This is a genomic window from Actinomadura sp. NPDC048394 (assembly GCF_040651755.1).
Taxonomy (GTDB): domain Bacteria; phylum Actinomycetota; class Actinomycetes; order Streptosporangiales; family Streptosporangiaceae; genus Spirillospora; species Spirillospora montaniterrae.
The window spans coordinates 1-23,024 of record NZ_JBEZJL010000109.1 but is presented as its reverse complement, the minus strand read 5'-3'; the positions used below and the strand labels follow the sequence as shown (position 1 = coordinate 23,024).

At 69.1% G+C, this 23,024-nt stretch carries 25 protein-coding genes and 2 pseudogenes; 20 read left to right on the top strand and 7 right to left on the bottom strand.

Annotated features, from left to right (window positions below; translation table 11 throughout):
• Nucleotides 1-13 precede the first annotated feature (13 nt).
• Nucleotides 14-517, bottom strand: a complete 504-nt coding sequence (locus AB0C78_RS46235; protein ID WP_360761257.1) for a MarR family transcriptional regulator — start codon at nt 515-517, stop codon at nt 14-16.
• Between the two features lie 558 nt (nt 518-1,075).
• On the opposite strand from AB0C78_RS46235, the gene AB0C78_RS46230 reads away from it, so the two are divergent.
• Together AB0C78_RS46230 and AB0C78_RS46225 are read left to right on the top strand one after the other, a co-directional pair.
• A complete protein-coding gene (locus AB0C78_RS46230) occupies nt 1,076-1,438 on the top strand; it encodes a hypothetical protein (RefSeq protein ID WP_360761255.1) in 363 nt (120 codons plus the stop codon).
• A gap of 165 nt (nt 1,439-1,603) precedes the next feature.
• Nucleotides 1,604-1,846: a hypothetical protein gene (locus AB0C78_RS46225; protein WP_360761253.1), complete on the top strand. Its 243-nt coding sequence runs from the start codon at nt 1,604-1,606 to the stop codon at nt 1,844-1,846.
• An 803-nt stretch (nt 1,847-2,649) separates the two neighbouring features.
• On the opposite strand, the gene AB0C78_RS46220 is transcribed toward AB0C78_RS46225, so the two are convergent.
• Nucleotides 2,650-3,168, bottom strand: a complete 519-nt coding sequence (locus AB0C78_RS46220; protein WP_360761251.1) for a MarR family winged helix-turn-helix transcriptional regulator — start codon at nt 3,166-3,168, stop codon at nt 2,650-2,652.
• 113 nt (nt 3,169-3,281) lie between these two features.
• Between AB0C78_RS46220 and AB0C78_RS46215 the strand changes: the two genes are divergently transcribed.
• Nucleotides 3,282-4,091, top strand: a complete 810-nt coding sequence (locus tag AB0C78_RS46215) for an oxidoreductase (RefSeq protein WP_360761249.1) — start codon at nt 3,282-3,284, stop codon at nt 4,089-4,091.
• Between the two features lie 349 nt (nt 4,092-4,440).
• Here AB0C78_RS46215 and AB0C78_RS46210 read toward each other — a convergent pair whose 3' ends face one another.
• On the bottom strand, nt 4,441-4,635 hold the full coding sequence (locus AB0C78_RS46210; RefSeq protein WP_360761247.1) for a hypothetical protein: 195 nt from the start codon (nt 4,633-4,635) through the stop codon (nt 4,441-4,443).
• A gap of 479 nt (nt 4,636-5,114) precedes the next feature.
• Between AB0C78_RS46210 and AB0C78_RS46205 the strand changes: the two are divergent.
• From AB0C78_RS46205 to AB0C78_RS46185, 5 genes and pseudogenes are all read left to right on the top strand, one after another.
• Nucleotides 5,115-5,530, top strand: a pseudogene (locus AB0C78_RS46205) (MerR family transcriptional regulator).
• A gap of 141 nt (nt 5,531-5,671) precedes the next feature.
• Nucleotides 5,672-5,875 carry a cold-shock protein gene (locus AB0C78_RS46200; protein ID WP_360761246.1) on the top strand — a complete coding sequence of 68 codons (204 nt, stop codon included), beginning with the start codon at nt 5,672-5,674 and terminating at the stop codon, nt 5,873-5,875.
• 153 nt (nt 5,876-6,028) lie between these two features.
• Nucleotides 6,029-6,328: a hypothetical protein gene (locus AB0C78_RS46195; protein ID WP_360761244.1), complete on the top strand. Its 300-nt coding sequence runs from the start codon at nt 6,029-6,031 to the stop codon at nt 6,326-6,328.
• 1 nt (nt 6,329) lies between these two features.
• Nucleotides 6,330-6,503, top strand: a complete 174-nt coding sequence (locus AB0C78_RS46190) for a hypothetical protein (protein WP_360761242.1) — start codon at nt 6,330-6,332, stop codon at nt 6,501-6,503.
• A gap of 87 nt (nt 6,504-6,590) precedes the next feature.
• Nucleotides 6,591-6,752, top strand: a pseudogene (locus AB0C78_RS46185) (helix-turn-helix domain-containing protein); the annotation flags it as partial.
• A 123-nt stretch (nt 6,753-6,875) separates the two neighbouring features.
• Here the strand turns inward: AB0C78_RS46185 and AB0C78_RS46180 are convergent.
• Nucleotides 6,876-7,223 (bottom strand): STAS domain-containing protein, encoded by a 348-nt coding sequence (locus AB0C78_RS46180; RefSeq protein ID WP_360761241.1) that lies wholly within the window; start codon nt 7,221-7,223, stop codon nt 6,876-6,878.
• A gap of 678 nt (nt 7,224-7,901) precedes the next feature.
• On the opposite strand from AB0C78_RS46180, the gene AB0C78_RS46175 reads away from it, so the two are divergent.
• From AB0C78_RS46175 to AB0C78_RS46165, 3 genes are all read left to right on the top strand, one after another.
• On the top strand, nt 7,902-8,477 hold the full coding sequence (locus AB0C78_RS46175) for a TetR/AcrR family transcriptional regulator (RefSeq protein ID WP_360761240.1): 576 nt from the start codon (nt 7,902-7,904) through the stop codon (nt 8,475-8,477).
• A gap of 73 nt (nt 8,478-8,550) precedes the next feature.
• Complete coding sequence (locus AB0C78_RS46170; RefSeq protein ID WP_360761238.1) at nt 8,551-8,853, top strand: antibiotic biosynthesis monooxygenase; 303 nt, start codon at nt 8,551-8,553, stop codon at nt 8,851-8,853.
• Nucleotides 8,854-9,252: 399 nt separating this feature from the next.
• Complete coding sequence (locus tag AB0C78_RS46165) at nt 9,253-9,579, top strand: hypothetical protein (protein WP_360761236.1); 327 nt, start codon at nt 9,253-9,255, stop codon at nt 9,577-9,579.
• A gap of 195 nt (nt 9,580-9,774) precedes the next feature.
• On the opposite strand, the gene AB0C78_RS46160 is transcribed toward AB0C78_RS46165, so the two are convergent.
• On the bottom strand, nt 9,775-10,440 hold the full coding sequence (locus tag AB0C78_RS46160) for a TetR/AcrR family transcriptional regulator (protein ID WP_360761235.1): 666 nt from the start codon (nt 10,438-10,440) through the stop codon (nt 9,775-9,777).
• A gap of 184 nt (nt 10,441-10,624) precedes the next feature.
• Here AB0C78_RS46160 and AB0C78_RS46155 point away from each other — a divergent pair, with 184 nt between their 5' ends.
• From AB0C78_RS46155 to AB0C78_RS46115, 9 genes are all read left to right on the top strand, one after another.
• Nucleotides 10,625-12,181: a bifunctional 3-(3-hydroxy-phenyl)propionate/3-hydroxycinnamic acid hydroxylase gene (locus tag AB0C78_RS46155; protein ID WP_360761233.1), complete on the top strand. Its 1,557-nt coding sequence runs from the start codon at nt 10,625-10,627 to the stop codon at nt 12,179-12,181.
• 25 nt (nt 12,182-12,206) lie between these two features.
• The gene (locus AB0C78_RS46150; protein WP_360761231.1) at nt 12,207-13,148 is read left to right on the top strand and encodes a VOC family protein; all 942 of its coding nucleotides are present in this window, start codon (nt 12,207-12,209) and stop codon (nt 13,146-13,148) included.
• The gene (locus AB0C78_RS46145; RefSeq protein WP_360761229.1) at nt 13,148-13,999 is read left to right on the top strand and encodes an alpha/beta hydrolase; all 852 of its coding nucleotides are present in this window, start codon (nt 13,148-13,150) and stop codon (nt 13,997-13,999) included. Before AB0C78_RS46150 ends, AB0C78_RS46145 begins: the two co-directional genes overlap by 1 nt.
• A 102-nt stretch (nt 14,000-14,101) precedes the next feature.
• Nucleotides 14,102-14,983 carry a VOC family protein gene (locus tag AB0C78_RS46140; RefSeq protein WP_360761227.1) on the top strand — a complete coding sequence of 294 codons (882 nt, stop codon included), beginning with the start codon at nt 14,102-14,104 and terminating at the stop codon, nt 14,981-14,983.
• A 124-nt stretch (nt 14,984-15,107) separates the two neighbouring features.
• Complete coding sequence (locus AB0C78_RS46135) at nt 15,108-16,094, top strand: dihydrodipicolinate synthase family protein (protein ID WP_360761226.1); 987 nt, start codon at nt 15,108-15,110, stop codon at nt 16,092-16,094.
• 11 nt (nt 16,095-16,105) lie between these two features.
• Nucleotides 16,106-17,623 carry an aldehyde dehydrogenase family protein gene (locus AB0C78_RS46130; protein WP_360761225.1) on the top strand — a complete coding sequence of 506 codons (1,518 nt, stop codon included), beginning with the start codon at nt 16,106-16,108 and terminating at the stop codon, nt 17,621-17,623.
• 11 nt (nt 17,624-17,634) lie between these two features.
• The gene (locus AB0C78_RS46125; RefSeq protein WP_171069082.1) at nt 17,635-17,919 is read left to right on the top strand and encodes a Dabb family protein; all 285 of its coding nucleotides are present in this window, start codon (nt 17,635-17,637) and stop codon (nt 17,917-17,919) included.
• A 75-nt stretch (nt 17,920-17,994) separates the two neighbouring features.
• Entirely contained in the window at nt 17,995-18,741 is a 747-nt protein-coding gene (locus AB0C78_RS46120; RefSeq protein WP_360761223.1) for a class II aldolase/adducin family protein, read from the top strand.
• A 7-nt stretch (nt 18,742-18,748) separates the two neighbouring features.
• On the top strand, nt 18,749-20,632 hold the full coding sequence (locus AB0C78_RS46115) for an FAD-dependent monooxygenase (RefSeq protein WP_360761221.1): 1,884 nt from the start codon (nt 18,749-18,751) through the stop codon (nt 20,630-20,632).
• A gap of 503 nt (nt 20,633-21,135) precedes the next feature.
• Here AB0C78_RS46115 and AB0C78_RS46110 read toward each other — a convergent pair.
• Complete coding sequence (locus AB0C78_RS46110) at nt 21,136-21,363, bottom strand: hypothetical protein (protein ID WP_360761219.1); 228 nt, start codon at nt 21,361-21,363, stop codon at nt 21,136-21,138.
• Nucleotides 21,364-21,430: 67 nt separating this feature from the next.
• On the bottom strand, nt 21,431-22,117 hold the full coding sequence (locus tag AB0C78_RS46105; protein WP_360761217.1) for a hypothetical protein: 687 nt from the start codon (nt 22,115-22,117) through the stop codon (nt 21,431-21,433).
• Nucleotides 22,118-23,024 lie beyond the last annotated feature (907 nt).

Sequence of the window (23,024 nt, the reverse complement as noted above, 5' to 3'; positions counted from 1 at the left end):
CCCGCCGTGGTGGTCACAGGGGCCGGAGCGGGGCGTCGGCGGTGGCCGGTCGGACCGGGGCGGGAGGCCGCTGGTCCGCCAGCTCACCGAGCAGCGACAGCGCCTCGCTGATCGTCGCCAGCTGCTCGGGCCCGAATCGCCGGTCCATCTCCTCGGCGAGCCACGAGCGCCGTTCCCGGCGGTCACGTGCGACCCGGTCCCGGCCCTCGCCGCTCAGGGTGATGATCTGGCGGCGGCCGTCGTCGGGGTCGGGCTGGCGTTCGATCAGCCCGAGCGCGTCCAGGGACTTGAGCGTCGCCGTCATCGACTGCGACCGGACGCCCTCGGCGATGGCCAGGAACGTCGTGGAGGACGCGCCGTCCTTCTCCAGCCGCAGCAGCACCGACCGCTGCGACGGCGTCAGCCCGCCGGTCGGCGCGGAACCCAGCCGGCGGATCAGGCGGCGGACCACCATCGCCAGTTCTTCGGCCGCCGCCTGCGCGGCATCCGACGCCCGCTGCGTCGATTCACCCGTCATCACGACGTCCTTCTCCAACGACCGGCGGTTCACGCGGCTGCCACCGCGACCCATTGAGCAGCCTAGCTGATAAGGTAATCTACGTAGATAGTCTACATAATTTCGGGAGCGACGCCGTCATACCGCGAAGCCGTAGCCCGGCGCGCGGAGAACCACCGGCTTGGGTCGACCACGGCCGGTGAGATCCGGTCGTCTCGGCTTCGTAGGCCACCGGTTCCGGACCCCGCACCGCCCGGCGTCATCAGCGGCTCGGCCGCGCCACGGTAGGGATCGGGCCAGGGCCCCGGCATTCCGTGCAGGCCCCGCGCCGCGGGCTCCGGGAACAGGGCCCGCTCGTGGGCCCACAGGCTCCCGTATCCGATCCGCTCGGCGCACCGCGAAGAAGGCGTCGACGAGCCATCTCCGGCTGCGGTGCCAGCTCCAAGCCGGGGCCGGCCTGTTCACGGTCGGCCCGGCCGCGGCGCCGGGTCTCGCCGCGGAGCCCGGCGGGGGCGGCCGCCGAAGGACCGCGGGCTTCCGGGACGCCGCTACATCATCCGAAGCGGCGCGGTGATGTCCATGGACCCGCGCGTCGGCGACTTCGCGACGGCCGACGTCCTGGTCGAGGGCAAGAAGATCGTCGAGGTGCGGCCCGGCACCCACGCCGCCGGCGCCGACGTGATCGACGCGCGCGGGCGCATCGTCGTGCCCGGTTTCGTCGACACCCACCACCAGTTCGAGACGGCGCTGTGCGGAACCCTCGCCAACGCGGTGCTCTTCGACGACCCCTCGGGCTCGCCGAGCGCGGTCCCCAACCACGCCGACTACGTCCTGAAGCGGTTCTCGCCGGCTTACCGGCCGCAGGACGTCCATATCAGTGTCTTGTTCTCGGGCCTCGCTCAACTCGACGCCGGTGTCACGACGGTGCTCGACACCTCGTAGATCCACCATTCCCCGCAGCATTCCGACGCGTCGATCCAGGCGCTCATCGGCAGCGGGCGGCGATCGGTGCTCCAGTACTCCGGAGGCGATCTACGTGCGGAATCCCGATACCCGGAGGGCGCCCGCCGCATCGAGCACCAATGGTTCCCCTCTGACGATCGGCTGGTGAGCATGGCCATGGGCGGCGAGTTCTGCAGCTCCGACGAGGAGCCGTACTCCAAGGCCTGGAAGATCAGTCGCGAGCTGGGCGTGCAGGTCGCCGCGCACGTCGCTCCGGGGCGGGTGTCCGGCCGGTCGTCGACGCGTTCGCCAGGGCACCGCGGGTCCGGAAAGGACCTCGGGGTGGGAGGCGACACCCTCTTCATCCACATGACGGGCGTGTCCGACACGGAACCCCGCCCATTCTGAAGATGCAGGAACTCGGCATGCGGCCCTCGCTGAGCTCCGATGTCGAGACGACGATGGCCCCCGGTCCGTTCACGCTGATGCGCTCCGCGCTCACCATGCAGCGCATGCTCGTCAACGAGATGTCCTGGGGCAGGACGACTTCACGCCGCCGAACCAATGGCCGACGCCGGCAAAGAACACGCCGGAACTTGCTCACCGTCCGCGACGTGCTGCGCTTCGCGACCCTCAAAGGCGCCGAGCACCTCCGGCTCGGCGGCAAGACCGGCTCGCTCACGCGGAAGGCGCGGCGGGCATGGGCAAGACCACGCTCCTGGCCCGACGCCGGGCGGATGCCCGGCGGCGCGGGTGGACGGTGCTCTCCGGGCGGGCCACCGTCCTGGAGATGTCCAACGACTTCGGCGTGTTGCGGCAGCCGCTCGCCGGCCTCGGGCCGCTGCCGGACGGACGTCCCGCCACCGCGCTCGTCCCGGCGGCGGAGGAGGATTCGCCGTTCACCATGTTCGAGCAGGTGTCCGCGCACGTATTCAAGGCCATGGCGGCCGATCCGGCCCTGATCACAGGTGGACGACCTGCGGCGGTGCGACCCGCTGTCCCCTGCGCTGGCTCGCCTATGTCGCGCGCGGAGCGCGGACCGGCCGGTCGCCCTCGGTGCTCGGCCGGACGAGGCGTTCGTCGAGGGCTGCCACCGGGCCACCGGCGGCAACTGGGTCGTGCTCAATTTGATCAGAAGCGGGTGCTGTTGCCGATGATCAGGACGCTATTCCGGCTTGGGGCGGCGACCGGTTCGGCGTCATCGGCAGGGGTCATCCCAGCGGCGTCTTCCTGTCGAGAGAGGCCGGCGTGGCGCAGTGCTCGTTGCCGTCGGTCAGGTCGTCGCGTACCAGGGCGAGAAGTTGTGTCAGCTGTGAGCGCTGAGCGCCGGTCAGCGAGCGGAAGAGGTCATCTTCCACCTCTTGCTGCGCGGCTGCCGCCGCTTGCAGCCGCTGCCGTCCCGGCTCCGTCAGCCCGACCAGGTGGCGGCGCCGGTCTCGCGGATCCCGCGTGCGCGTGACAAGCCCGTCGGCCTCCAGGGGATTGAGTTGGGTGACGAGCACGCTGGCTGCGGTATCGGTCTCCGCGGCCAGGTCGGTCTGCGCCAGCGGGCCGCGACCGTGGAGCAGTCCGAGGATGTGGAACTGCCGTGGCGTGAGGCCGTTGGTGGTGTGCGCGTCCCTCAGGCGACGCATGGCCTCGTGCCCCAACAGGGCGAGCATGAGGCCGGGACTGTCGCGGTGGTCGTCGAGCGGCGCTGGGCTGGAGGCGGTGGAGGTAGCCGAGGTCACCTCTTCACTGTACTTCACTTAATCGTGTAGCTTGCTAAATGATTTAAGTACGTGGATGGTTAGGGGTCGCATGTTCTTTGACCCCGCCCCGCCACCCTTCACCAAGGAGCGCCATGTCTGTCACCCCTCCGTCCCTGTCGCTCTCCGATCCGAGTGCGGATCTGGGCCTGCACGGTGCTCGCGCCGCCGTCACTGGAGGCACCCGTGGCATCGGCGCCGCCACGGTGCGCCGTCTGGCCGCGGCCGGCGCGCATGTGGTCGCCATTGCCCGCAACCAAGCCGAAGTCCCGGCCGGAGTGCACCTGGTGACCGCCGACCTGAACACTCCCGGCGGGGTCGAGCAAGCGGCAAGCGCAGTGACCGACCTTCTGGGCGGTATCGACGTGCTCGTCGACAACGCCGGACGCAATACCCAGGTACCCGACGGCGTCCTCGCCGCGACCGACGAGGACTGGCTGGCCAACCTCGAAGCCAACCTGCTGTCCGCCGTCCGCCTCGACCGCGTCCTCGTCCCCCACATGACCGCACAGGGCCACGGAGCAGTCGTCCACGTGTCGTCGAACGCCGCCCGCTACCCCCAGCCCAACGGTGCTCCCTACGCCGCCGCGAAGGCCGCCCTCAACACCTACAGCAAGAACCTCGCGCTCGCCTGCGGCCCATATGGCGTTCGAGTCACCGCGGTCATGCCCGGAGTCATTCAGACCGACGCCGTGGAAGCAAGCCTGCGACAGGCGGCCGAACGCACCGGCCGCGACCTGGACACCATCCGCAAAGAGTTCCACCAGCGCCTCGCCGCCCCGCTCGGCCGCCCCGGACAACCGGAGGAGGCCGCAGAACTGATCGCCTTCCTCGCCTCCCCACGCGCCTCCTACCTCACCGGCATCACCATCTCGGTTGACGGAGGCATCCTTCCCACCCTCTGACGAACCGTCGAGAACCGCCTTGAGTGCCGACGGGCGCGGCTACCGCCGGCAACCGACCGCATGTCAGGAAGGGACGCACATCGTGCCGTGTCCCTCGCACCTTCAACATGGGCCAGTGCGCAAGTTCGCCATCCCAACCGACAAACCGGAGCTCAAAGCGCTATATCTGAGCCGGTCCCGTTACATGACTGAAGCCCACCGGGTTCGGTGAACTCCTTGTTGTACCCCGAGTTTTGTGGGGTCAGGATGCTGGAATCTCACGTGAGCAGTTGGGCTGAGTGGAGTCTTTCGTACTCGATGGGGCTGAGCATCCCCAGCGCACTGTGGCGGCGTCGGTGGTTGTGGAAGATCACAGGCAACCGAAGATCGCGTTGGCCGGCTCGATTCGGGTACGCCACTGCTGCCGGTTGAGCAGTTCGGCCTGCATCCGGCCCCAGAACGACTCGATGACCGCATTGTCGAAGCAGCCGCCGATCGATCCCATCGAAGCCACCAGTCCGGGCGCCTTGGCACGCTGGGTGAACACCCAGGAGGTGAACTGCACTCCATGATCGAGTGGATCAAGGTCCCGGGCTCGGGTCGGCGGTTCTGGATGGCCATACCCAGGGCGTTGTCGACCGGCGTGGCAGTCTGCGCCGAGTCGATGGACCAGCCGACCAATTTGCGGGAGAAGGCGTTCTCAAGGGCCTGGACGTCGTCGAGGCCGCGCAGTGGCCCGACACCTTCGATGGCGGGTTCCGGCTGAGCGGCCACGGCGACGAGGTGGAGGTCTTCTACTCGCTGGACGCCGAGTACGCCCCGGGTCACCCCAACGCCCCGCACGAGCGGATCGCCGCGGTGATGCTCGGCGCGATCGCCGACGTCCTGCTCGCCGCCGGGTTCGGCTTCACCGCGCCGTCGGACGACAACATCACCGACACCAACCGGCGCGGTCCGGTCCTGCTGGTGCACAACGACAGTACGGAAGGTTCTGTGAGAGCACCCCAGCCGGTCCAGCCCGGCACCCACCCGGCACCCCGCCAGATGCAGGACGATCCCGGCACCGCGCCCGGCACAGTGGCCGACGCTGCACTGGACGACAAGCTGGACGATGAGGACTACCCGGCCTACAGCATGGGCCGGGCCGCCGAGATCCTCGGCGTCACTCCGGGATTCCTGCGCGGCCTGGACGCCGCGAAGCTGTTCGTCCCGCAACGCTCGGCTGGCGGACACCGCCGCTACTCCCGCTACCAGCTGCGCCTGGCGCACCGCGCCCGCGACCTGGTCGACCAGGGCACTGCCCTGGACGCGGCCTGCCGCACCATCAAGACCAGCTCGCCGAAGCCCAGCGCATCAACGCCCAACTCCAGCAACGGCCCCGGCCGCTTCCGCGTCTGCGAGTGAGGGAGGCCACTGGTGCTCGGGTGGCTGTCGTGTATGGTGGGCAGCAATGGTTGTAGTCGAGTTTTGCGAACGTGGAAGCGCCCGCGGAGTTCTCTTCCGGCGGGCGTTTCGTCATTTGGGGGTCACTCCAGACGGGCGTACGGCCAGCAGCCCGGACCGCGCAGCCGCGTGGCCCGTCGCCAAAGGGAGGACACCACATGACTCAGGGAACCGTGAAGTGGTTCAACGCCGACAAGGGGTTCGGGTTCATCGCCCCCGATGACGGCACCGCCGACATCTTCGTCCATCAGTCTGTGATCGACAGCGACGGCTACCGCACCCTGGAAGAGGACCAGAAGGTGGAGTTCACCTCCGTCCGCGGCCCCAAGGGGATGCAGGCCGACATGGTCCGCGCGCTCTAACAACGCGCGCCGGCAGCAGACCATCGACGGGCAGGACCGCGCAAGCGGCCCTGCCCGTCCTGCTTTCTCGGCGCGGTCGGTGCGGCCGCACCTGCGTGGGTGCATGCGGCGCGTAGGGTGTGGCCACACCCTTGCGGCGAGAGGTACCGGCCCATGAGGCTCGAACTCACCAACTACGAGGCCCTGCACGGCTGGGGCGTCGTCAACAACAATGCCGCTTGGCATGCCCAGCGCAACCGCAAGCCTTCGGTGGCCGAACAGGCGGTCGGGGACATCCTGTTCGCCGCATACGACCGCCGGACCGACACCACGACCACGGTCGAGTTCAGCGACGACGAGCGAGCGAGTCTCGCCGAACTGGTCAGCGACCACATCGCTGCCTGGGCGAAGCGCGGCCAGGAGAACGCCGCAGCACCTCACCTGCGCTCGCTGATCGCGAAGCTGAGCGGCTGACATGCCTACACCCGGCAGCCCGCAACGAAAGTTCCGACTCGCCGACGATGTCCTCTGGGCCGAATACGACCAGGCATGCCGTGACATCAACGGCAGCACCGATCGCAGCGACGACATCCGCAAACACGTCGAGGCCGTCGTCGCCGAATGGAAGAAGCGACGCCAGGCGAGATGATGCTCCAAAGGGGCAGCCGGGTGGCTTGGTTTCCAGCGAAGCGCTGCAGTCGGCCGAGGTACCGGGCGACTACGGTCAGCCCAATCGCTGATCCGTACCAACTACGCCCGCGTCCTAGCCGCCGTCGCCCGCAAGTCCCACAGCCGGATCCGTGACATCGCCGACCGGATCGGCATCACCGAACGCGCCGTCCAGCGCATCGTGACCGACCTGGAGACCGGCGGCTACCTCACCCGCACCCGCCCCCGCGTCGGCCGCCGCACCTTCTACACCGTCCAACCCGACCCAGCCGCTGGACGACCTGCCCGGCCCCGTCAGCGCACTGCTGGATCTGCTCCCCGGCCCCGCGCCACCACGCACGAGCAGCCACGCCTAGCCGGCACGGCGCCTCACCCTGGCGGAGCCGGCTTCGGCGTCTCGGGCAACCAGGCGGCCGCCGGTACCCAGTCGTCCACGCCGCTCCTGGCCAGCAGCTCGGCCACCCGGGGAGGCGGGCACAGCACCATGATCTGCCCGCCGAAGGCGTTGATGTGCTTCCAGCCGGACCACCGCGTTGATCCCCGATGAATCGCGGAAGGTGATCTGCGACATCTCCAGCGCGATACACGGCGACGTCGTCAACGCGATCAGCCGGCCGACCTGGGTGAGCAACCCCGGAGCGGTGGCCAGGTCCAGTTCGCCGGTCACCTCGACCACCAGCCACGACCCGATCTGCTGCACGCCTGCGCCCAGTTTGGACACAGACGACTTGGACGCCGACGAGGATGCCGGTTGGTGAGTTTCAGCAACACCCCAGGGACTCGCGATTGGGTATCGACTGCGTCGCCCACCGTGAGGGGGCTTGGATGGCACGGCAGTCCAAGGCTGCGCTGTACGCGGCCATCCGCCGTGACGTACGGGGTGGGCGGTCGATCCGGGCGGTGATGCGCAAGCGCGGCTTCTCGCACTCGAGCTGCCGTTCCAGGTCCTGACCGAGCGCGAGAAGAAGAACGGCCCGGCCATGCCCGAAGCCTTCAGCGGCTGGACCAAGACCTTGACCGGCCCGCGGCTCTGCGCCGCCATCGTCGACCGTCACACCTTCGGCGGCACGCATCATCGAGAGCGGCACCGACTCCTACCGCCTCGCCCAAAGACGCTCCGTCCAGCAGTGCGGTGCCGATCGCGTTGTGGGGCACGCCCGCGGTGTCACCGCACCCCGCGATCCTTACCCCCACGCTCATTCAGCAATCGGCGGGTGGGGGCGTTGCCGGCTGCCGCCACGCTGTCCCTGTGCCAGGCGGGAAGCAGGCCGGCCGACGGATTTCTGTCATCGCTCCCGTCCACTCGCGGCGTCACCTGGCCCGGCACCGCCGATAAATTATTCTTGACCCATAGGACAAAAATCGCTACGGTCCTGCCATGGGCAGGCCGAAGCAGTTCGAGCCGGACGTGGCGGTCGACCAGGCGATGCGGGTCTTCTGGCGCCAGGGGTACGCCACAACGACACCGCAGGAACTGGCGCGGGAACTGGGCATCGGAAAAGGCAGTCTCTACAACGCCTTCACCAGCAAGCACCGCCTGTTCGAGATGGCGCTGCGCCGCTATGGCGAGATGCGGGTCGCGGCGCTCGAGGAGATCCTGGAGCGGCCCGGTCCGGTGAAACCGCTGCTGCGGGCCGCTCTTCAGAGGATGGCGGCCGTCCCGGACGACACCCTCCGGCACGGTTGCCTGGCGGTCAACACGGCGGCCGAACTGGCCGGAAAGGACGAGATCGCCACCGAGGTGGTCTCCGCGGTCTTCGCCCGGATGGAGCGTGCCCTGCGAAGCGCGGTCGAGCGCGCGCGACGCAACGGGGAGATCGACGCGTCCTGCGACCCCGACGGGGTCGCAGGAATGCTGCTGAGCGTGGTGGTCGGCATGAACGTGATCGCCAAGACCGGAGGGGAACCGCGCCAGCGGCTCCGTGTAGTCGACGCTGCCCTCGCGGCACTGTAAGGCGGCGTCGCGTTCGCGGCGGCGCCATGCCCGCATTCTTCACCCACAGGTCAAAAAAAGGCGGAACAAGATCATGATCACTGTCGGATTCTTCGTGCGGATCGAGGCCAAGCCCGGGCACGAGGCGGCCGTGGAGGCCCAGCTGCGCGGAGCCCTGCCGGCCATCGAAGCCGAGGCCGACACCGTCGTCTGGATGGCACTGCGGCTGGGCCCCACCACCTATGCGGTCGTCGACGCCTTCCCCCACGAGGAAGGGCGGCTGATCCACCTGGAAGCCGGACGGGCGCGTCTGGCGGCCAACCCCGAGCACTTCGCCAAGCCGCCCGAACTGGTGCGCACCGACGTCATCGCCGCCAAGATCCCCTCGGTCGCATGACCGCCCGCTCCGGCAGCGCGAACGCGTCGTCATCGGATCCCAAGACCCTCACCGCGCCACGACCTGCGAAACAACGCGACGCGGCAGCCTCTGCGCGGCTGCCCCGACGCAGAAAGGGAATCTTGAGCACTACCGGGCCGTGTGCGCCCACCACTGGCAGGGCGATCGCCATCCCGCCATGCCATGGCGTTCCCGCGGGCTCACACCCCCACTGGTCGATATAGCGAGTGACCAGCGTCGGCAGTGCCGCGATCCACTGGCGTACCGCCTCACCCTCGCGACGCGCGCCCGCCTCGGCCAGCGCTGTCGGGATCGTCACCATCAGATGTGAACATCCGCCGCCGCTCCTGGATGGTGATCTTGGATGCGGGCACCAGGTGATGTGGTACCTGAACACCCATGCCGCGGCGCCGAACGACAAGCCCTGCCAGCGAGTTCCGGCTGTGGTACGAGCGGTCGCGTCCGAAGGGCACCGGTCTCGACCCCGCCGAAGTCGCCCTGCGAATACGCGCCTTCCTACAGGGCTCGCTCGGCCCGGCGGCCTCCGCACGCGCGCTGCGGGACGCGGCCGCCGTCACCGATGCCGTGTCACCCGACCTCGCCAAACTGATCAAGTACAACACGACCGACGATCTTCTCGAACTCGGCCGCCAAGCTCTCGAACGGCGCCGCATGCCGCAGGTGGAGACCGCCGGCAAAGCGCCCGGCCTGAACGCCCCGGCCTGAAGCTCCTCGGCCGCGACCTTGGGCGCGTCGTAGTCCTGGGTCGGGGTCGATGACGGTCGGCGCCCGCGCCGCGGCGGCCGACCCTGACGGGTGGCGCGGTCTGGTCCGCTACCTCGAGGAATCGATGGACAGGCAGGTGGGCGACCGCGGAGTGCGGGGGCCGATCGGGCCGTGTTGTCGAGTTCCAAGTCTGGTTCACCTGTATGTCGGCGCAGCGGAGCGCAGCCTCGCCGCGAGCCGCTCTCCCATCAGTGCGATGGTCTCGGCCAGCAGTTCCATGTCATCGGACATCGAGCGGCCCTTCTCAGCCTGAACCGCGAGGAACGTGCCGTCGATCCCGGCCATGCCGATGTACTCGAGTCTGTCGGCGACCGCCGCGGCGATCTCCGGGCCCTCGTCGTGGAAGGACTCCCGGATCATGTGATTCATGTGGCGCCTGCCCTCGCGGCGCACCTTGTCGATCGTCTCCTTCACCTCGGCCTCGGCGTCGTCGTCGTCCTCGCTGAGGATCAGGAACATGTGCAGGCGGAGGAACTCCTCCCGCTCGGTGAGCACTCCGGCCGCACGGCCGAGAAACCAGCTCAGCCGTTCCGGGGGGGTGCCGCCGACGGGCGGGTCGGCGTGCGCGGCGCTCATGGCCTTGAAGAAGTCGTTCATGCCGCGCTCCATCACCGCCGAGAGCAGTCCGCCCTTGGTGTGGAAGTGGTGGAAGATCACACTCTTCGCCAGCCCGATCTCGCTGCTGACGACGGAGAGCGGTGTGGCCGCGTAGCCCCGCTTCCCCATGATGCGTGAGGCCGCTTCAAGGATGTCCTCGCGTGAGCGTTTCCCCCGCCGGTTGCTGACCCGCTGCCTGTCCACCCGTGAAGCATACGGCGGCGGAACACGTCGCCTGGCAGGGCGGACGAGCCACATCCGGGCCCGTTTGCCAAGGAAATTCTGCAAACCAGAAACTCCGATCCGGCGGTTGACCGAAACCTTCCGCGGCCGTGACACTCCTCACCAAGAAATCGACCGCTCGGTCGAACTCTTGGAGGAGCACCGCATGCCTGAGCACTTCGACGCCGACGTCGCGATCATCGGTTACGGTCCGACCGGCCTGGTCGGCGCACTGTCGTTCGCCACCAAGGGAGCGTCCGTGATCGCCTTCGAGCGGGACCACGACATCTACGCCCGCGCCCGAGCCGTCACGATCAACGACTGGACGATGCGGATCTTCCAGGACCTCGGCATCGACGAGCGGATCGAGAAGGTCATCGAGCCGCAGGACCAGCTGCGCTGGAAGACCTACGACGGCCGGGAGATCCTCCGTGCCAAGCAACCGCCCTCGGCGCTCGGAACGCGCAACACCAAGCCGCGCTTCTTCAGCATCTACCAGCCGACGATGGAGGCCGAGCTGCGCCGCTGCGCGGAGGAGACCGACGGCATCGAGGTCCGCTACGGCGCCGAGGTGATCGGCGTCGAACAGGACGGCACCGGCGTCACGATCACCGCTCGTGATGGCGCGACCGGCGCGGAGACGACTACCCGGGCCCGTTACGCGCTCGCCGCGGACGGCGGCTCCAGCCTGACCCGGAAACTGCTGGGCATTGCGATGCTGGGCGACACCGACCCGCAGCTGTGGATCGTGATCGACTGCCGCGTCAAGCGCTGGTGGCCGGACCGCGACCTCCTCACCTTCTGGAGCGACAAGGAGCGGCCGGTCGTCGACATCGCGCTGTCCGCGGGCAACCACCGCTGGGAGATCCCGCTGAGGCCGGGCGAGACCGAGGCCGACTTCCAGACCCCGGAGCAGGTCTGGCCGCTGCTCGACGCGATGGGGGTGACGCCCGACGACGTGGAGATCCACCAGCACGCGTTCTACCGGCACCACGTCCGCGCGGCCGAGACCTGGCGCGTGGACCGGGTCTTCCTGGCCGGCGACGCCGCCCACCTGATGCCGCCGTGGGCCGGTGCGGGGATGCAGTCCGGCATGCGCGACGCCCACAACCTCGCCTGGAAGCTCACCCGGGTCCTGCGCGGGGAGATGGACGCGGCGATGCTCGACACCTACGAGGCCGAACGCCGTCCCAACGTCGAGTTCTTCACACGGATCGCCGTCCAGTTCGGCCGGGTGATCAAGCAGCAGGTCTCACCCGAGGAACTCGAGGCGATGAACGCGGTGCCGGAGAACACCGTGACGCCCTACGAAGAACCGATGATGGCGCCGCCCGTCCTCGACGCCGGGGGCTGGCTGCGCGGCGAGGTGGAGGACGCCTCCATCGTCGGACGGATGATCCCGCAGCCGGTGGTCGGCGACACGGTGGGCCTGATGAGGCGGCTCGACGAGCTCCTCGGTGACGGCTTCGTCCTCCTGGGCGCCGACACCGACCCCCGGACGCTGCTCGGCGCCGAGGAGAAGGCGGAGTGGGACGCGCTGGGCGCCCGCTACCTCACCGTCCGGCCGAAGACCGCCTACACCCAGGGGCCCGACGAGCTGGTCGATCTCGAAGGGGTGCTTCTCGGCTGGTTCGCCCGCTACGGCGTCCAGGCGATCGCCCTGCGACCGGACAAGTTCGTCGCCGCGTCCGACAAGGCCGGGCTCGCGGTTCCGGCGTTCTGACCCCCACACCCGAGAGAAGGAACAGATGTCTGGAGTCAAGGAGCTCGCGTACGTCGTGTACGAGGTCAGCGACCTCGCCGACTGGGAGCACTTCGCCGCGGGCCTGCTGGGAATGCAGGTCGGCCACAAGGCCGCCGGCTCGATCGGCTTCCGCACCGACGAGAAGGCGTACCGCTGGCTCTGCACCGAGGGGCCGGCCGACGACCTGGCCGCTACCGGCTACGTGGTGGACAGCGGCAGCTCGCTCGACCGGATCGTGGAGAAGCTGCGCGGCGCCGGCGTCGAGGTCACCGAGGGCGGCTCCGCCCTCGCCGCCGCCCGGCGGGTCGACCGCATCGTGATCACCGCCGACCCCCTCGGTAACCGGCTCGAGCTGGTCACCGGCTTCGCCGACGCCGAGACTCCCTTCCGGTCGGACGCCCTGCTCGGCGAGTTCGTCACCGGTTCCGGCGGCGCGGGCCACGAGGTGCTGGTGTCCAAGGGCGTCGGCCGCGAGGAGTACCTCGCCTTCTACATGGACATCCTCGGCTTCAGGATCAGCGACTTCATCGTCGAAGAGGTCGCTCCCGGGATCGTCGCCGACGTCGTCTTCCTGCACTGCAACCCGCGCCACCACTCCGTGGCCTTCGGCAACATGCCGCACCCGAAGAAGATGCACCACTTCATGGTCGAGGTCAGCGACATCCGCGACGTGGGCATGGCCTACGACCGGTGCATGGACGCCAAGCAGCCGTTCGAGATGACGCTCGGGATGCACCCGAACGACCGCATGTTCAGCTTCTACGTCCGTACCCCCTCCGGCTTCTCCGTCGAGTACGGCTGGGGCGGGCTGCTCATCGACGACGAGACCTGGCAGGTCGAGACCCTCGGCAAGCTCAGCAGCTGGGGCCACCGTCCGCCGGAGATGGTTCACGGCCTGCTCGGCCAAGCCCCCTTCACCAACATGCCCCCGGAAGGTGCCCGCTGATGGCTCTCACCGAAGCGGACGTCGCCAAGGACGTCCGGACCAAGAGCTGGAACATCCACTACAACGAGGCCGGCCCGGCCGACGGCCACCCTGTCCTCCTGCTGCACGGCGGCGGTCCCGGCGCCACCGGCTGGAGCAACTACAACCCGAACATCGAGCCCATCGCCGCGGCCGGCTTCCGGGTGATCGCCCCCGACCTGCCGGGCTGGGGCCAGTCCGACGAGGCCGACTTCGCGACCTACGACCACGTCGAGGTGATCTGCGAGCTCCTCGACGCGCTCGGCATCGACAAGGCCGCCTTCGTCGGCAACTCGATGGGCGGACACGCGTCGCTGCGGATGGCGATCGAGCGGCCCGAGCGCGTGTCCCACCTGATCACCATGGGCGCCCCGATCCAGATGAAGCCCATCCTCTTCGGTGCCGGCGGCGGCCCGACCGAGGGGCTCAAGGTCATGGCCAGGAGCTACGCCGACCACAGCCCCGAGCAGATGATGCGGCTGGTCGAGATCATGGTCTACGACAAGGAGCGGTTCGCCACCCCCGAGCTGTCCGAGCAGCGCTCGGCCGCCGTGGCCAAACGCCCGGAGCATCTCGCGAACGTCGCCAAGCACGGACCCAAGGCGCCGATCACGATCTGGGCCGACCCGAGGCGGCTCCCGGAGATCTCGGCGCCGACGCTGCTGATCCACGGCCGCGACGATCGGGTCGTCTCCTTCGAGACCGCGCTCTTCCTGGCGGCCGGCATCCCCGACTCGCGGGCGCACATCATCAACCGCTGCGGCCACTGGGCCCAGCTCGAGCACGCCGACGAGTTCAACCGGCTCGTGGCCGACTTCGTCCGCAACCACTGACGTGGTCCAGAGGCGGCCCCTGAGTCCCCGGGGCCGCCTGTGAAGGAAGGTTCCCGGCCCCCGCCGTGCGCCTTTCCGCAGAGCCCGAACCGGAGGCTTCCCATGGTCCGTGTGCAAACCCTCAACAACATCGCCCTAGCGGTGCCCGACCTTGACCGGACGGAGGACTTTTACATCGACCGCTGGGGCTTGGCAGCCGTCAACGGCGACGGCGACTCCCGGCGTCGGTACTTCCGCACGCTGACGTCCGCGCACCACGGCCTCTCCCTCGAACAGGCGCCCGCCGGGGCAGAACGGGGCGAGCTCGTGCACATCTCCTTCGACGTCGCGACCCGTGCCGACCTCGACGGGGCCGTCGAGGCGGCCGTGGCCGCGGGCGGCCAGGTGGAGCGTGAGCCCGGGGAGGCCGTCGGACCCGGCCACCAGGCCGGTGCGGCCGTCCGCGACCCGGACGGCAATGTGGTGCAGTTGCTGTACGGGGCGGAGTTCACCGAGGAGAGCCACCAGGCGCGGATCGTCGCGCCCCGCAAGCTCGGCCACGTGGTCCTCAACTCCCCCCAGCGAGCGGTACTGGAGCGCTTCTACGGGGCGCTCGGGCTGAAGGTGAGTGACCGGACCGCGCGCGGCATGTCGTTCATGCGCTGCAACCGCGATCACCACAGCCTCGCCGTCTGCGACTCCGAGCGCACCGGCGTCCAGCACATCGCGTTCGACCTCGTCGAGATGGACAGCGTCATGACGGCACTCGGCGCGCTCACCCGTGAGGGAACGGCCTGCGTGTGGGGTCCCGGGCGTCACGGGCCCGGGGGCAACATCTTCACCTACTACGCCGACCCGGCAGGCGTGTTCATCGAGTACTACGCCGAGCTCGAGCAGGTCGAGGAGGAGATGGCGGGCCCGCTGGAGGCGAGGTTCTGGGGCGAGGAGTGGAAGGGCGACACCTGGGGGTACGCCGGCCCGCCGCCACCGAACTTCACGAAGTGACCTGGTCGCTCTGCGAGCGACCGAAAGAACACCTGCGAAGCACGCCGCAGGGCGTGTGAGAAGGAGTGTCGATGTCGACCAAGCAGCAGACGGCCCGCCCGGCCGCCGGGCAGGGAGCCCGACCGTGATCACCGCGGCGGAGATCAACGGCATGTACGGCATCATCCCGACCCCGGCGCTGCCCGGCGCCGAGCGGCTCGACGCCCGGAACACCGTCGATGTCGACGAAACGGCCCGGGTCGTGGACCGGCTCGTGCGCGACGGAGTCTCCGGGATCATCGCCTTGGGCACGACGGGCGAGTGCCCGGCCCTGAGCGAGGAGGACTTCGACGTCGTCGTCGACACGGTCGTCGAGGCGGTCGCCGGCCGGGTGCCCACGTTCGTGGGCGCGACCGGTGCGGGCGGCCATGGCACGGCCCGTCGGCTGCGGAAGGTGGCGGGCTCCGGCGCCACGGGCGCCCTCCTCGGCCTGCCCATGTGGCAGCCGCTGACCACCGAGATGGCGGTGGACTACTTCGCCCAGGCCAGCGAGGCGTTCCCCGATCTCGCGCTCATGGTCTATGCCAACGCCCGTGCCTTCCGCTACACGTTCCCCGTCGAGTTCTGGCAGGGGGTGTCCGCCGAGGCGCCCACCGTCACCTCGGCGAAGGTGTCCCGGGCGCCGCACCTGGACCGCATGCTGGAGGCCACGGGGGAGAAGGTGAACTTCGTCCCGAGCGACATGGTCGTGCACGACTTCGCCGCACGTGCGCCCGAAACCACCACCGCCTGTTGGGCCACCGCCGCGGGGATGGGACCCGAGCCCTCGATCGCCCTGATGGAGGCGCTGACGCGTGGCGACGCGGAGGCCGCCGGCAAGGCGGCGGCCGACATCGCGTGGGCCAACGAGCCGCTGGCGCACCTCTTCGCCGACCAGGAGGTCTTCGCCTCCTACAACACCCAGATCGAGAAGGCCCGCATCGCCGCCGCCGGCTACTGCCGGCCCGGCCCCTCCCGGTCCCCGTACCACCACCTGCCGGAGGAGTACGCCGCCGCGTCCGCCCAGTGCGCAGAGCGCTGGCGCGAGCTGCGCGCGCGGCTCACCGCGGTCGGGACGAACACCCAGAAGTGACGAGGAAGGCCATGTCAACCACTGCCACGACGCCCTACTCGGACGAGTACGCGCCGCACCGGGCGACGCTCGAGGCGATCCGCTCCCGCGATTGGGGTCTGCTCATCGACAACGAGCTGCGCCCGGCCGCGAGCGGAGCGACCTTCACCACGATCGACCCGGCCACCGAGCTCCCCCTGGCGCAGGTCGCCGACGGCGGTGAGGCAGACGTCGAAGCCGCCGTACGGTCGGGCCGGCGCGGCTTCGAGAGCTGGCGCCGCTACTCGCCCCAGGGGCGGGCCTCGGCACTCCGCGAGCTCGCCGCGCACATCCGGGCCAATGCCGGCGAACTCGGCCTGCTCGACGCCCTCGACGGCGGCAGCTCGGTCACCGCGATGCGCAAGGACGCACTGTGGGCGGCCGACCATCTCGAGATGTTCGCCGACTGGGCGCTGATGATCAAGGGCGAGACCTACCCGGGCGCCGGGACCGGTCTCCACTACTCGCGGCCCGAGCCCTACGGCGTCGTCGGCCGGATCATCCCGTTCAACCACCCGATCTTCTTCGGGGCGGGAAAGCTGGGCGCGCCGCTGATGGCGGGCAACGCCGTCATCCTCAAGCCGCCGCCGCAGGCACCGCTGTCGGCGATCCGGCTCGGCGAGCTGATCGCGGAGGTACTGCCTCCCGGCGTGGTCAACATCGTCAACGGCGCCGGCCCGGCCCCGGGCGTGGCGATCGCCGCCCACCCGGAGATCGAGCGGATCGCGTTCATCGGCAGCGAGCGCACCGGCCGGGACATCCAGCGGGTCGCCGCAGGGGTGGGCGTCAAGCATGTGAGCCTGGAGCTCGGCGGCAAGAACGCCATGGTGGTGCTGGAGGACGCCGACCTCGAGGCGGCCGCCCAGGGCGCCGTGTTCGGCATGAACTTCACCGCCACCCAGGGCGAGTCCTGCGGATCGAATTCGCGGCTCCTGGTGCACCGGTCGATCGCCGACCAGGTACTGGCGCGCGTCGTCGAGCTCGTCGAGCAGATCAAGGTCGGCGTGCCGGTCTCCGAGTCCACCCAGATGGGCGCACTCGTCTCCCGCGAGCACTTCGAGCGGGTCAGCCGCTACATCGGCATCGGCCGTGAGGAGGGAGCCGTCGTCGCCACCGGTGGTGGCCGCCCCGCTCACCTGCCCGAAGGCCTGTTCATCGAGCCTACCGTGTTCTCCGGCGTCACGCCCGCCATGACGATCGCGCAAGAGGAGATCTTCGGTCCGGTGCTCTCGGTGCTCACCTTCGACACCGACGACGAGGCGGTCGAGACGGCCAACGGCGTCCGCTACGGCCTGACCGCCAGCGTGTGGACGCAGGACGTCGACCGGGCGCACCGGTTCGCCGAGGATCTGCGGGCCGGATACGTGTGGATCAACGACTCCTCGCGTCACTTCCCCGGACTGCCCTTCGGCGGTGTCAAGGCCTCGGGCCTGGGCAAGGAGGAGAGCCTCGAGGAGATCCTCTCCTTCACACAGTCCAAGACGGTCAGCATCCCGCGCAGAGGCCGATGATGCTCCACCACGTGATCTCCCTGCGCTTCCACGAGGGCACCACGGACGAGCAGATCCAGCGGATGGCCGACGGCCTCCTGGCCCTGCGGAACCAGATCGGCACCATCCGGTCGATGCGGATGGGCAGGGACCTGCGGATCCGGCCGGACAACTTCGAGTTCTCATCGCTGACCGAGTTCGACGACGAGGCCGGCTATCTCGAGTTCCGTGACCACCCCGCCCACCAGCAGGTGGTGCGCGAGCTCATCCAGCCCATCATGGCCGAGCGCGCCGGCGTGGTGTTCCTCAGCTCGTGACCGCACAGCTCGACCGCACTGCTCGACCGCACAGCTCGTGACCGCACGCAACGAACCACCCGGAGTACCGCCCTCATGACCACGCTCACAGCGGCACAAGCAACGGACCTGGTCGCCGCGAACCGCATCCTTGTCCGCCAGGGAGTCCTCGACGCCTTCGGGCACGTCAGTGTGCGGACCGCCCCGCGCGCCGACACGTTCTGGCTGTCACGGAACCTGGCTCCGGGATCGGTGACCGCGTCCGACCTGCTCGAGCACGATCTGGACGGGCGCACCGACGACCCGCGCCGCCCCTACCTGGAACGCTTCATCCACGCCGAGATCTACCGCCGCCGCCCGGACGTCATGGCGGTCGTGCACAGCCACTCGCCCTCGGTCGTGCCGTTCAGCGTCGTCGACACCGGATTGCGGCCGATCCTCCACATGGCCGGGTTCCTCGGGGGGCGGACGACACCGGTCTTCGAGATCAGCGACGTCGCCGGAGACGCCAGCGGCCTGCTCATCACCTCGTCGTCGCTCGGTGCCGCGCTCGCCAGGACGCTCGGGGACGCACCCGTCGCGCTGATGCGCGGCCATGGCTCGGTCGCCGTCGGTGGTTCGCTGCAGGAGGTCGTCTACCGGGCGGTCTACACCGAGGCCAACGCGCATGCCCAGGCCACGGCGCTCGCTCTCGGAAATCCGCGGTACCTCTCGGCCGGCGAAGCGGCGGCGGCGAACGCGACCATCAGCGGCCAGGCCGTCCGAGCGTGGGACGTCTGGTGCGAGCAGGTGCGCCCTGGCATGCCGGCAGAGGACCAGGCACCCGGCACCGGGCAGGAGTGAGACCGGCATGCAGTTCCATCACTTCGGATACGTCTCGGGCGATCCCCGCGTTCAGCCTGCCGCCGGTGTCGGTTTGGACCGTCCCGACGGCCTGCCCGACGAGGTCGACGTTCTCATCGTGGGCACCGGACCGGCCGGAATGATCACCGCGGCCCAGCTCTCGCAGTTCCCCCGGATCAGCACGCGTATCATCGAGCGCCGCGCGGGGCGCCTGCGGACCGGTCATGCCGACGGGCTCCAGGCGCGGAGTGTCGAGACCTTCCAAGCGTTCGGCTTCGCGGACCGGCTGGCCGCCGAGGCGCACCACGTCACCGAGTTCGCCTTCTGGCAGCCGGACCCGGACGATCCCACGCGCATCGCCAGGGCCGGCCGGTCGCCCGACGACCCCAAAGGTCTGAGCGAGTTCCCGCACATCCTCGTCAACCAGGCGCGCGTACTCGACTACTTCGCCGAGTTCATGGCGAACTCGCCGACCAGGATGCGCCCGGACTTCGGCGTGGAGTACGTGAGCCACCAGGTCGTCCCCGGAACCGAGCACCCGGTGCTCGCCACCCTGGCCCACTCCGTGGGGGAGACCGCCGGCAAGGAATTCCAGGTCCGTGCGAAGTACCTCGTCGGGGCCGACGGCGCGCACAGCAGGGTGCGCCAGTCGATCGGCTGCCGGTTCGAGGGCCACAGCGCGAACCATGCGTGGGGCGTTCTCGACATCCTGGCCGACACCGACTTCCCCGACATCCGACTGCTGTCGACCATCCAGTCGAGCAGCGGCGGCAACATGATGGTCATTCCCCGCGAAGGCGGGTTCCTGTTCCGCCTTTACGTCGACCTGGGTGAGGTCCCCGCCGACGACGCGGGAAAGGTGCGCGGTACGCCGGTGGAGGCCGTCATAGCGAAGGCCGCCGCGATCCTGCATCCGTACTCGCTGGACGTGAAGAAGGTGGCCTGGTTCAGCGTCTATGAGGTCGGACACCGGCTCGCCGATCAGTTCGACGACGTGCCGCCGACGGAGACCGGCGATCGTCCGCCGCACGTGTTCATCCTGGGCGACGCCTGCCACACGCACAGCGCCAAGGGCGGCCAGGGAATGAACGTCTCCCTGCAGGACGGATTCAACCTCGGCTGGAAACTGGGCCACGTCCTGGACGGACGGGCGCCGGAGGCGCTGCTCACCACGTACGGCGCGGAACGCAAGGCCATCGCGAAGAACCTGATCGACTTCGACAAGGCGTGGTCGTCGATGATGGCCAAGAAGGCCGACGAGTTCGCCGACGCCGCGGAGTTGCCGGAGTACTTCAAGTCCACGGAGGAGTTCCGCACCGGATTCCGGACGGAATACGCCCCATCGATGATCGTCGGCCGCCCGATGCACCGTGACCTGGCCAAAGGCTTCCCGATCGGGCAGCGCTTCGCCTCCGCGAGGGTACGACGCGTGGCCGACACCAATCCCGTGCATCTGGGGCATCAAGCGACGGCCGACGGGCGCTGGAGAATCTACGTGTTCGCGGACGAGGCGGCACCCGGCGGTGACGGCTCCGCAGTCGCCGAACTCGCGGAATGGCTCACCACGTCCTCCGACTCGCCGTTCACCGGGCTTCCGAAAGGCGTCAGGCCCCACGACTGGTTCGACCTTGAGGTCGTCTACCAGCAAGACCACCACGCGATCGAACTCTCCCAGGTGCCCGAGGTCTTCAAACCGAAGGTCGGTCCCTTCGCCCTGGCCGACCTCGAGCGGGTCCACGCCACGATGCCGGAGGACGACATCTTCGAAGCGCGCACGATCGACCGTGGTGGTGCCATTGTCCTCGTGCGACCAGATCAGTACGTCGCGCATGTCATGCCTCTGGCGGCGACCGACGAACTGGCCGACTTCTTCGCGCGGCTGCGCAGGTGAGTCCCTCACACCCCGCGCGGGAGAACCGAGGGCCGAGGCCGGTTGCTCACATCCGGCGTCGCCGCAGAGACACCCGATCGGCGCGCGAGGAGTGGGCCTTGGGACCTCTTTGACGGCTGCGGCGACCGCCGGTGTGGCCGGACCACTAATGCACACCGATCCCTTCCGCCGTTGACGCCCGCCCGCTGCCTCCCATTGACCGGACGAGAAACCTGGCGGCGGTCGGGTCCCTGCCTGGTGGCCTGTGTCATGGCGCTGAGCCGGTGGTTCACCCGCCGGGCCCTGGCCTGAGCCTGCTTGGCGTGGATATGGCCTAGGGTCTCACGCAGTGCCAACAGCTCTCCCAGCCACTGACGTTGTTCTGTTTGGGCGTGGTCGCGGGAATGAAGCAGCTTTCGCTGTGACCAGCCATGTCGCGCTGGGCATCGTCACACCATCGGGCGATGCATATGCCGCCAGCCGACGCTGAAGCCGCTTCGTCAACTCGGCCGCTTTCGACGTGCTCAATCCGGCCGGGAGTCGCTCGCGGGCGTCTGCTCCTGCCGCTTCCGGATGTGGGCCTCGGCTCGGATCCGCCGCTCAAGCCTGCGGTAGTTGCGGACGGGCGCAGTGGCCCAGAGAAGCCCGAGGACACCCCAGGCGATCGTGACCCATGCGAGGGCGGGGCCGAGGAGGAGACTGCCGGCGAGGATGGTGACCGCGGTGATGGGGATCAGCGCGGCGAGGACCACCGAGTACCAGAACCGGCGGCGTGCCGCTCGATGTGGACTTCGGTGGGCAGGTCCGTCGTCGGGGCCATCAGTCTCCTCGTCTTCGGTGGTGAGGTGTAGGACGCGAGGAGGCGCGGGGTGGGTTACGTCGCGGCCGGATCCGGCTGGCCCCGAAGGCGGAACGCCGGTGCAGGCCGGGCCACAACAAGCTGGTCTCGCCGAGCTGGTCCGCCTGCCCTGGCGCCACGCTCGGCTCCGAGCAGGTGATGGCGGCGGCCAGGACGAGGAAGGCGTTGAACAGGTGGCCGTGGCGTTCGTAGCGGATGGTCAGGCGCCGAGCAGCCGGGCCGGCGTCCGTTCGAAAGATACGCGCCGACAAGGCGTACCGCTCCGCCGAGCACCGAACCTGGTTGCGGCGACGCGGAATCGTGCCGCGCATCGCCCGGCCCGCCGTCGAGTCCGGCGAGCGCTTCGGCCGCCACCGCTGGATGATCGACATCGCGATTACCAACGGCAACCCGGCAGCATCGGACAGCACGTGGAGTTTGCCGCGCATCCTGCCCCGATCGGGGCCGGTCGCGTGCCCCCCTTTTTTCGCGCGGACGGCCGCGGCGTCCACGATCGCCGACGCCCAGTCCACCTGGCCCCCTGTACCCAGCGCGTCCAGCACCGCGCGATGCAGCCGCGGCCACAACCCAGCCCGCGTCCAAGCGGTGAAACGGCGATGCGCGGTCGGCATGTACACGATCGCGGTGAACACCGCCCGATCGCTCACACCACCGTCCCGCCACTCTGCCGCCGTGGCCTGAACGCCGGGATCAGCGGCCCGACGAGCTCCCACAACTGATCCGGCATCAGCCGCAACGCAAGGTCCGACGACACGATCCCGCACTATCCCCCAGAACACCCGCAACCCACACGCTCTTAGTCGAGGCGATCGGATCGAGGCTGCCTGGGTCAGGTTGGCGGCTGTGCTGGCCCCGCTATCCGCGCGCCCTGCTCACTCGCGGCAACTGATACGCCGTTCCGCTGGCGTGACCGGGAAGGACCTTCTGACCGCGCGTCACGGGTTCGGCATGGCGTTTCCGGCGAACGTGATCTTCCGCTCGGGACAAAGGCTGCTTCCCGGCCGTGAGCCTTCGGGTGCTGGCTCCCCCTGTGGCTCCCGAGTGTCGTTCGGGGAGCCGCAGGGTGACTCTAGGTTAGCCCTCTGACCTGCATAAACTCTGTCGGGACGGCGGGATTTGAACCCACGACCCCTTGACCCCCAGGCACAGGAGATCAATCGATCAAGGTCGAAGGAAGTCGATCGGGGAGCCTCTCACCTGCAGAAACACCCTGGGGGAGTCGCGGCGGGTCCGGGGGTGTCCGCCGACGGTGGCTCCCCAATTGGCTCCCCCTGATGCTGCCCGCAAGGTTGGAGGTGCTCAACGACGAACAAGATCATATTCGCCGGCGGAGGTCGCTGCGCCGTCAGTCGCCTTTGGGGTTCGTGTCGATGGAGTGGACCGCCGGGCAAGGTGGCCTCTCACCTGGATGAACACGGATGCCGGTGGGCGGATCCCAGCAGCTCGACACCCTACGGATTAAGACGTCGTTTCATTTGGTGAGTTGGCGGTAGCAGATGAGGGCCGCGGCGATGCCGACGAACGCGAGGAAGTGGTCGGCCTTGCGTTCGTAGC

Coding starts and splice junctions, on each gene's coding strand:
- AB0C78_RS46140 (WP_360761227.1), top strand. CDS start 14,102: ATGGTCCGTGTGCAAACCCTCAACAACATCGCCCTAGCGGTGCCCGAC.
- AB0C78_RS46145 (WP_360761229.1), top strand. CDS start 13,148: ATGGCTCTCACCGAAGCGGACGTCGCCAAGGACGTCCGGACCAAGAGC.
- AB0C78_RS46120 (WP_360761223.1), top strand. CDS start 17,995: ATGACCACGCTCACAGCGGCACAAGCAACGGACCTGGTCGCCGCGAAC.
- AB0C78_RS46130 (WP_360761225.1), top strand. CDS start 16,106: ATGTCAACCACTGCCACGACGCCCTACTCGGACGAGTACGCGCCGCAC.
- AB0C78_RS46235 (WP_360761257.1), bottom strand. CDS start 517: ATGACGGGTGAATCGACGCAGCGGGCGTCGGATGCCGCGCAGGCGGCG.
- AB0C78_RS46190 (WP_360761242.1), top strand. CDS start 6,330: ATGCCTACACCCGGCAGCCCGCAACGAAAGTTCCGACTCGCCGACGAT.
- AB0C78_RS46215 (WP_360761249.1), top strand. CDS start 3,282: ATGTCTGTCACCCCTCCGTCCCTGTCGCTCTCCGATCCGAGTGCGGAT.
- AB0C78_RS46175 (WP_360761240.1), top strand. CDS start 7,902: ATGGGCAGGCCGAAGCAGTTCGAGCCGGACGTGGCGGTCGACCAGGCG.
- AB0C78_RS46230 (WP_360761255.1), top strand. CDS start 1,076: ATGGACCCGCGCGTCGGCGACTTCGCGACGGCCGACGTCCTGGTCGAG.
- AB0C78_RS46150 (WP_360761231.1), top strand. CDS start 12,207: ATGTCTGGAGTCAAGGAGCTCGCGTACGTCGTGTACGAGGTCAGCGAC.
- AB0C78_RS46155 (WP_360761233.1), top strand. CDS start 10,625: ATGCCTGAGCACTTCGACGCCGACGTCGCGATCATCGGTTACGGTCCG.
- AB0C78_RS46170 (WP_360761238.1), top strand. CDS start 8,551: ATGATCACTGTCGGATTCTTCGTGCGGATCGAGGCCAAGCCCGGGCAC.
- AB0C78_RS46115 (WP_360761221.1), top strand. CDS start 18,749: ATGCAGTTCCATCACTTCGGATACGTCTCGGGCGATCCCCGCGTTCAG.
- AB0C78_RS46195 (WP_360761244.1), top strand. CDS start 6,029: ATGAGGCTCGAACTCACCAACTACGAGGCCCTGCACGGCTGGGGCGTC.
- AB0C78_RS46165 (WP_360761236.1), top strand. CDS start 9,253: ATGCCGCGGCGCCGAACGACAAGCCCTGCCAGCGAGTTCCGGCTGTGG.
- AB0C78_RS46200 (WP_360761246.1), top strand. CDS start 5,672: ATGACTCAGGGAACCGTGAAGTGGTTCAACGCCGACAAGGGGTTCGGG.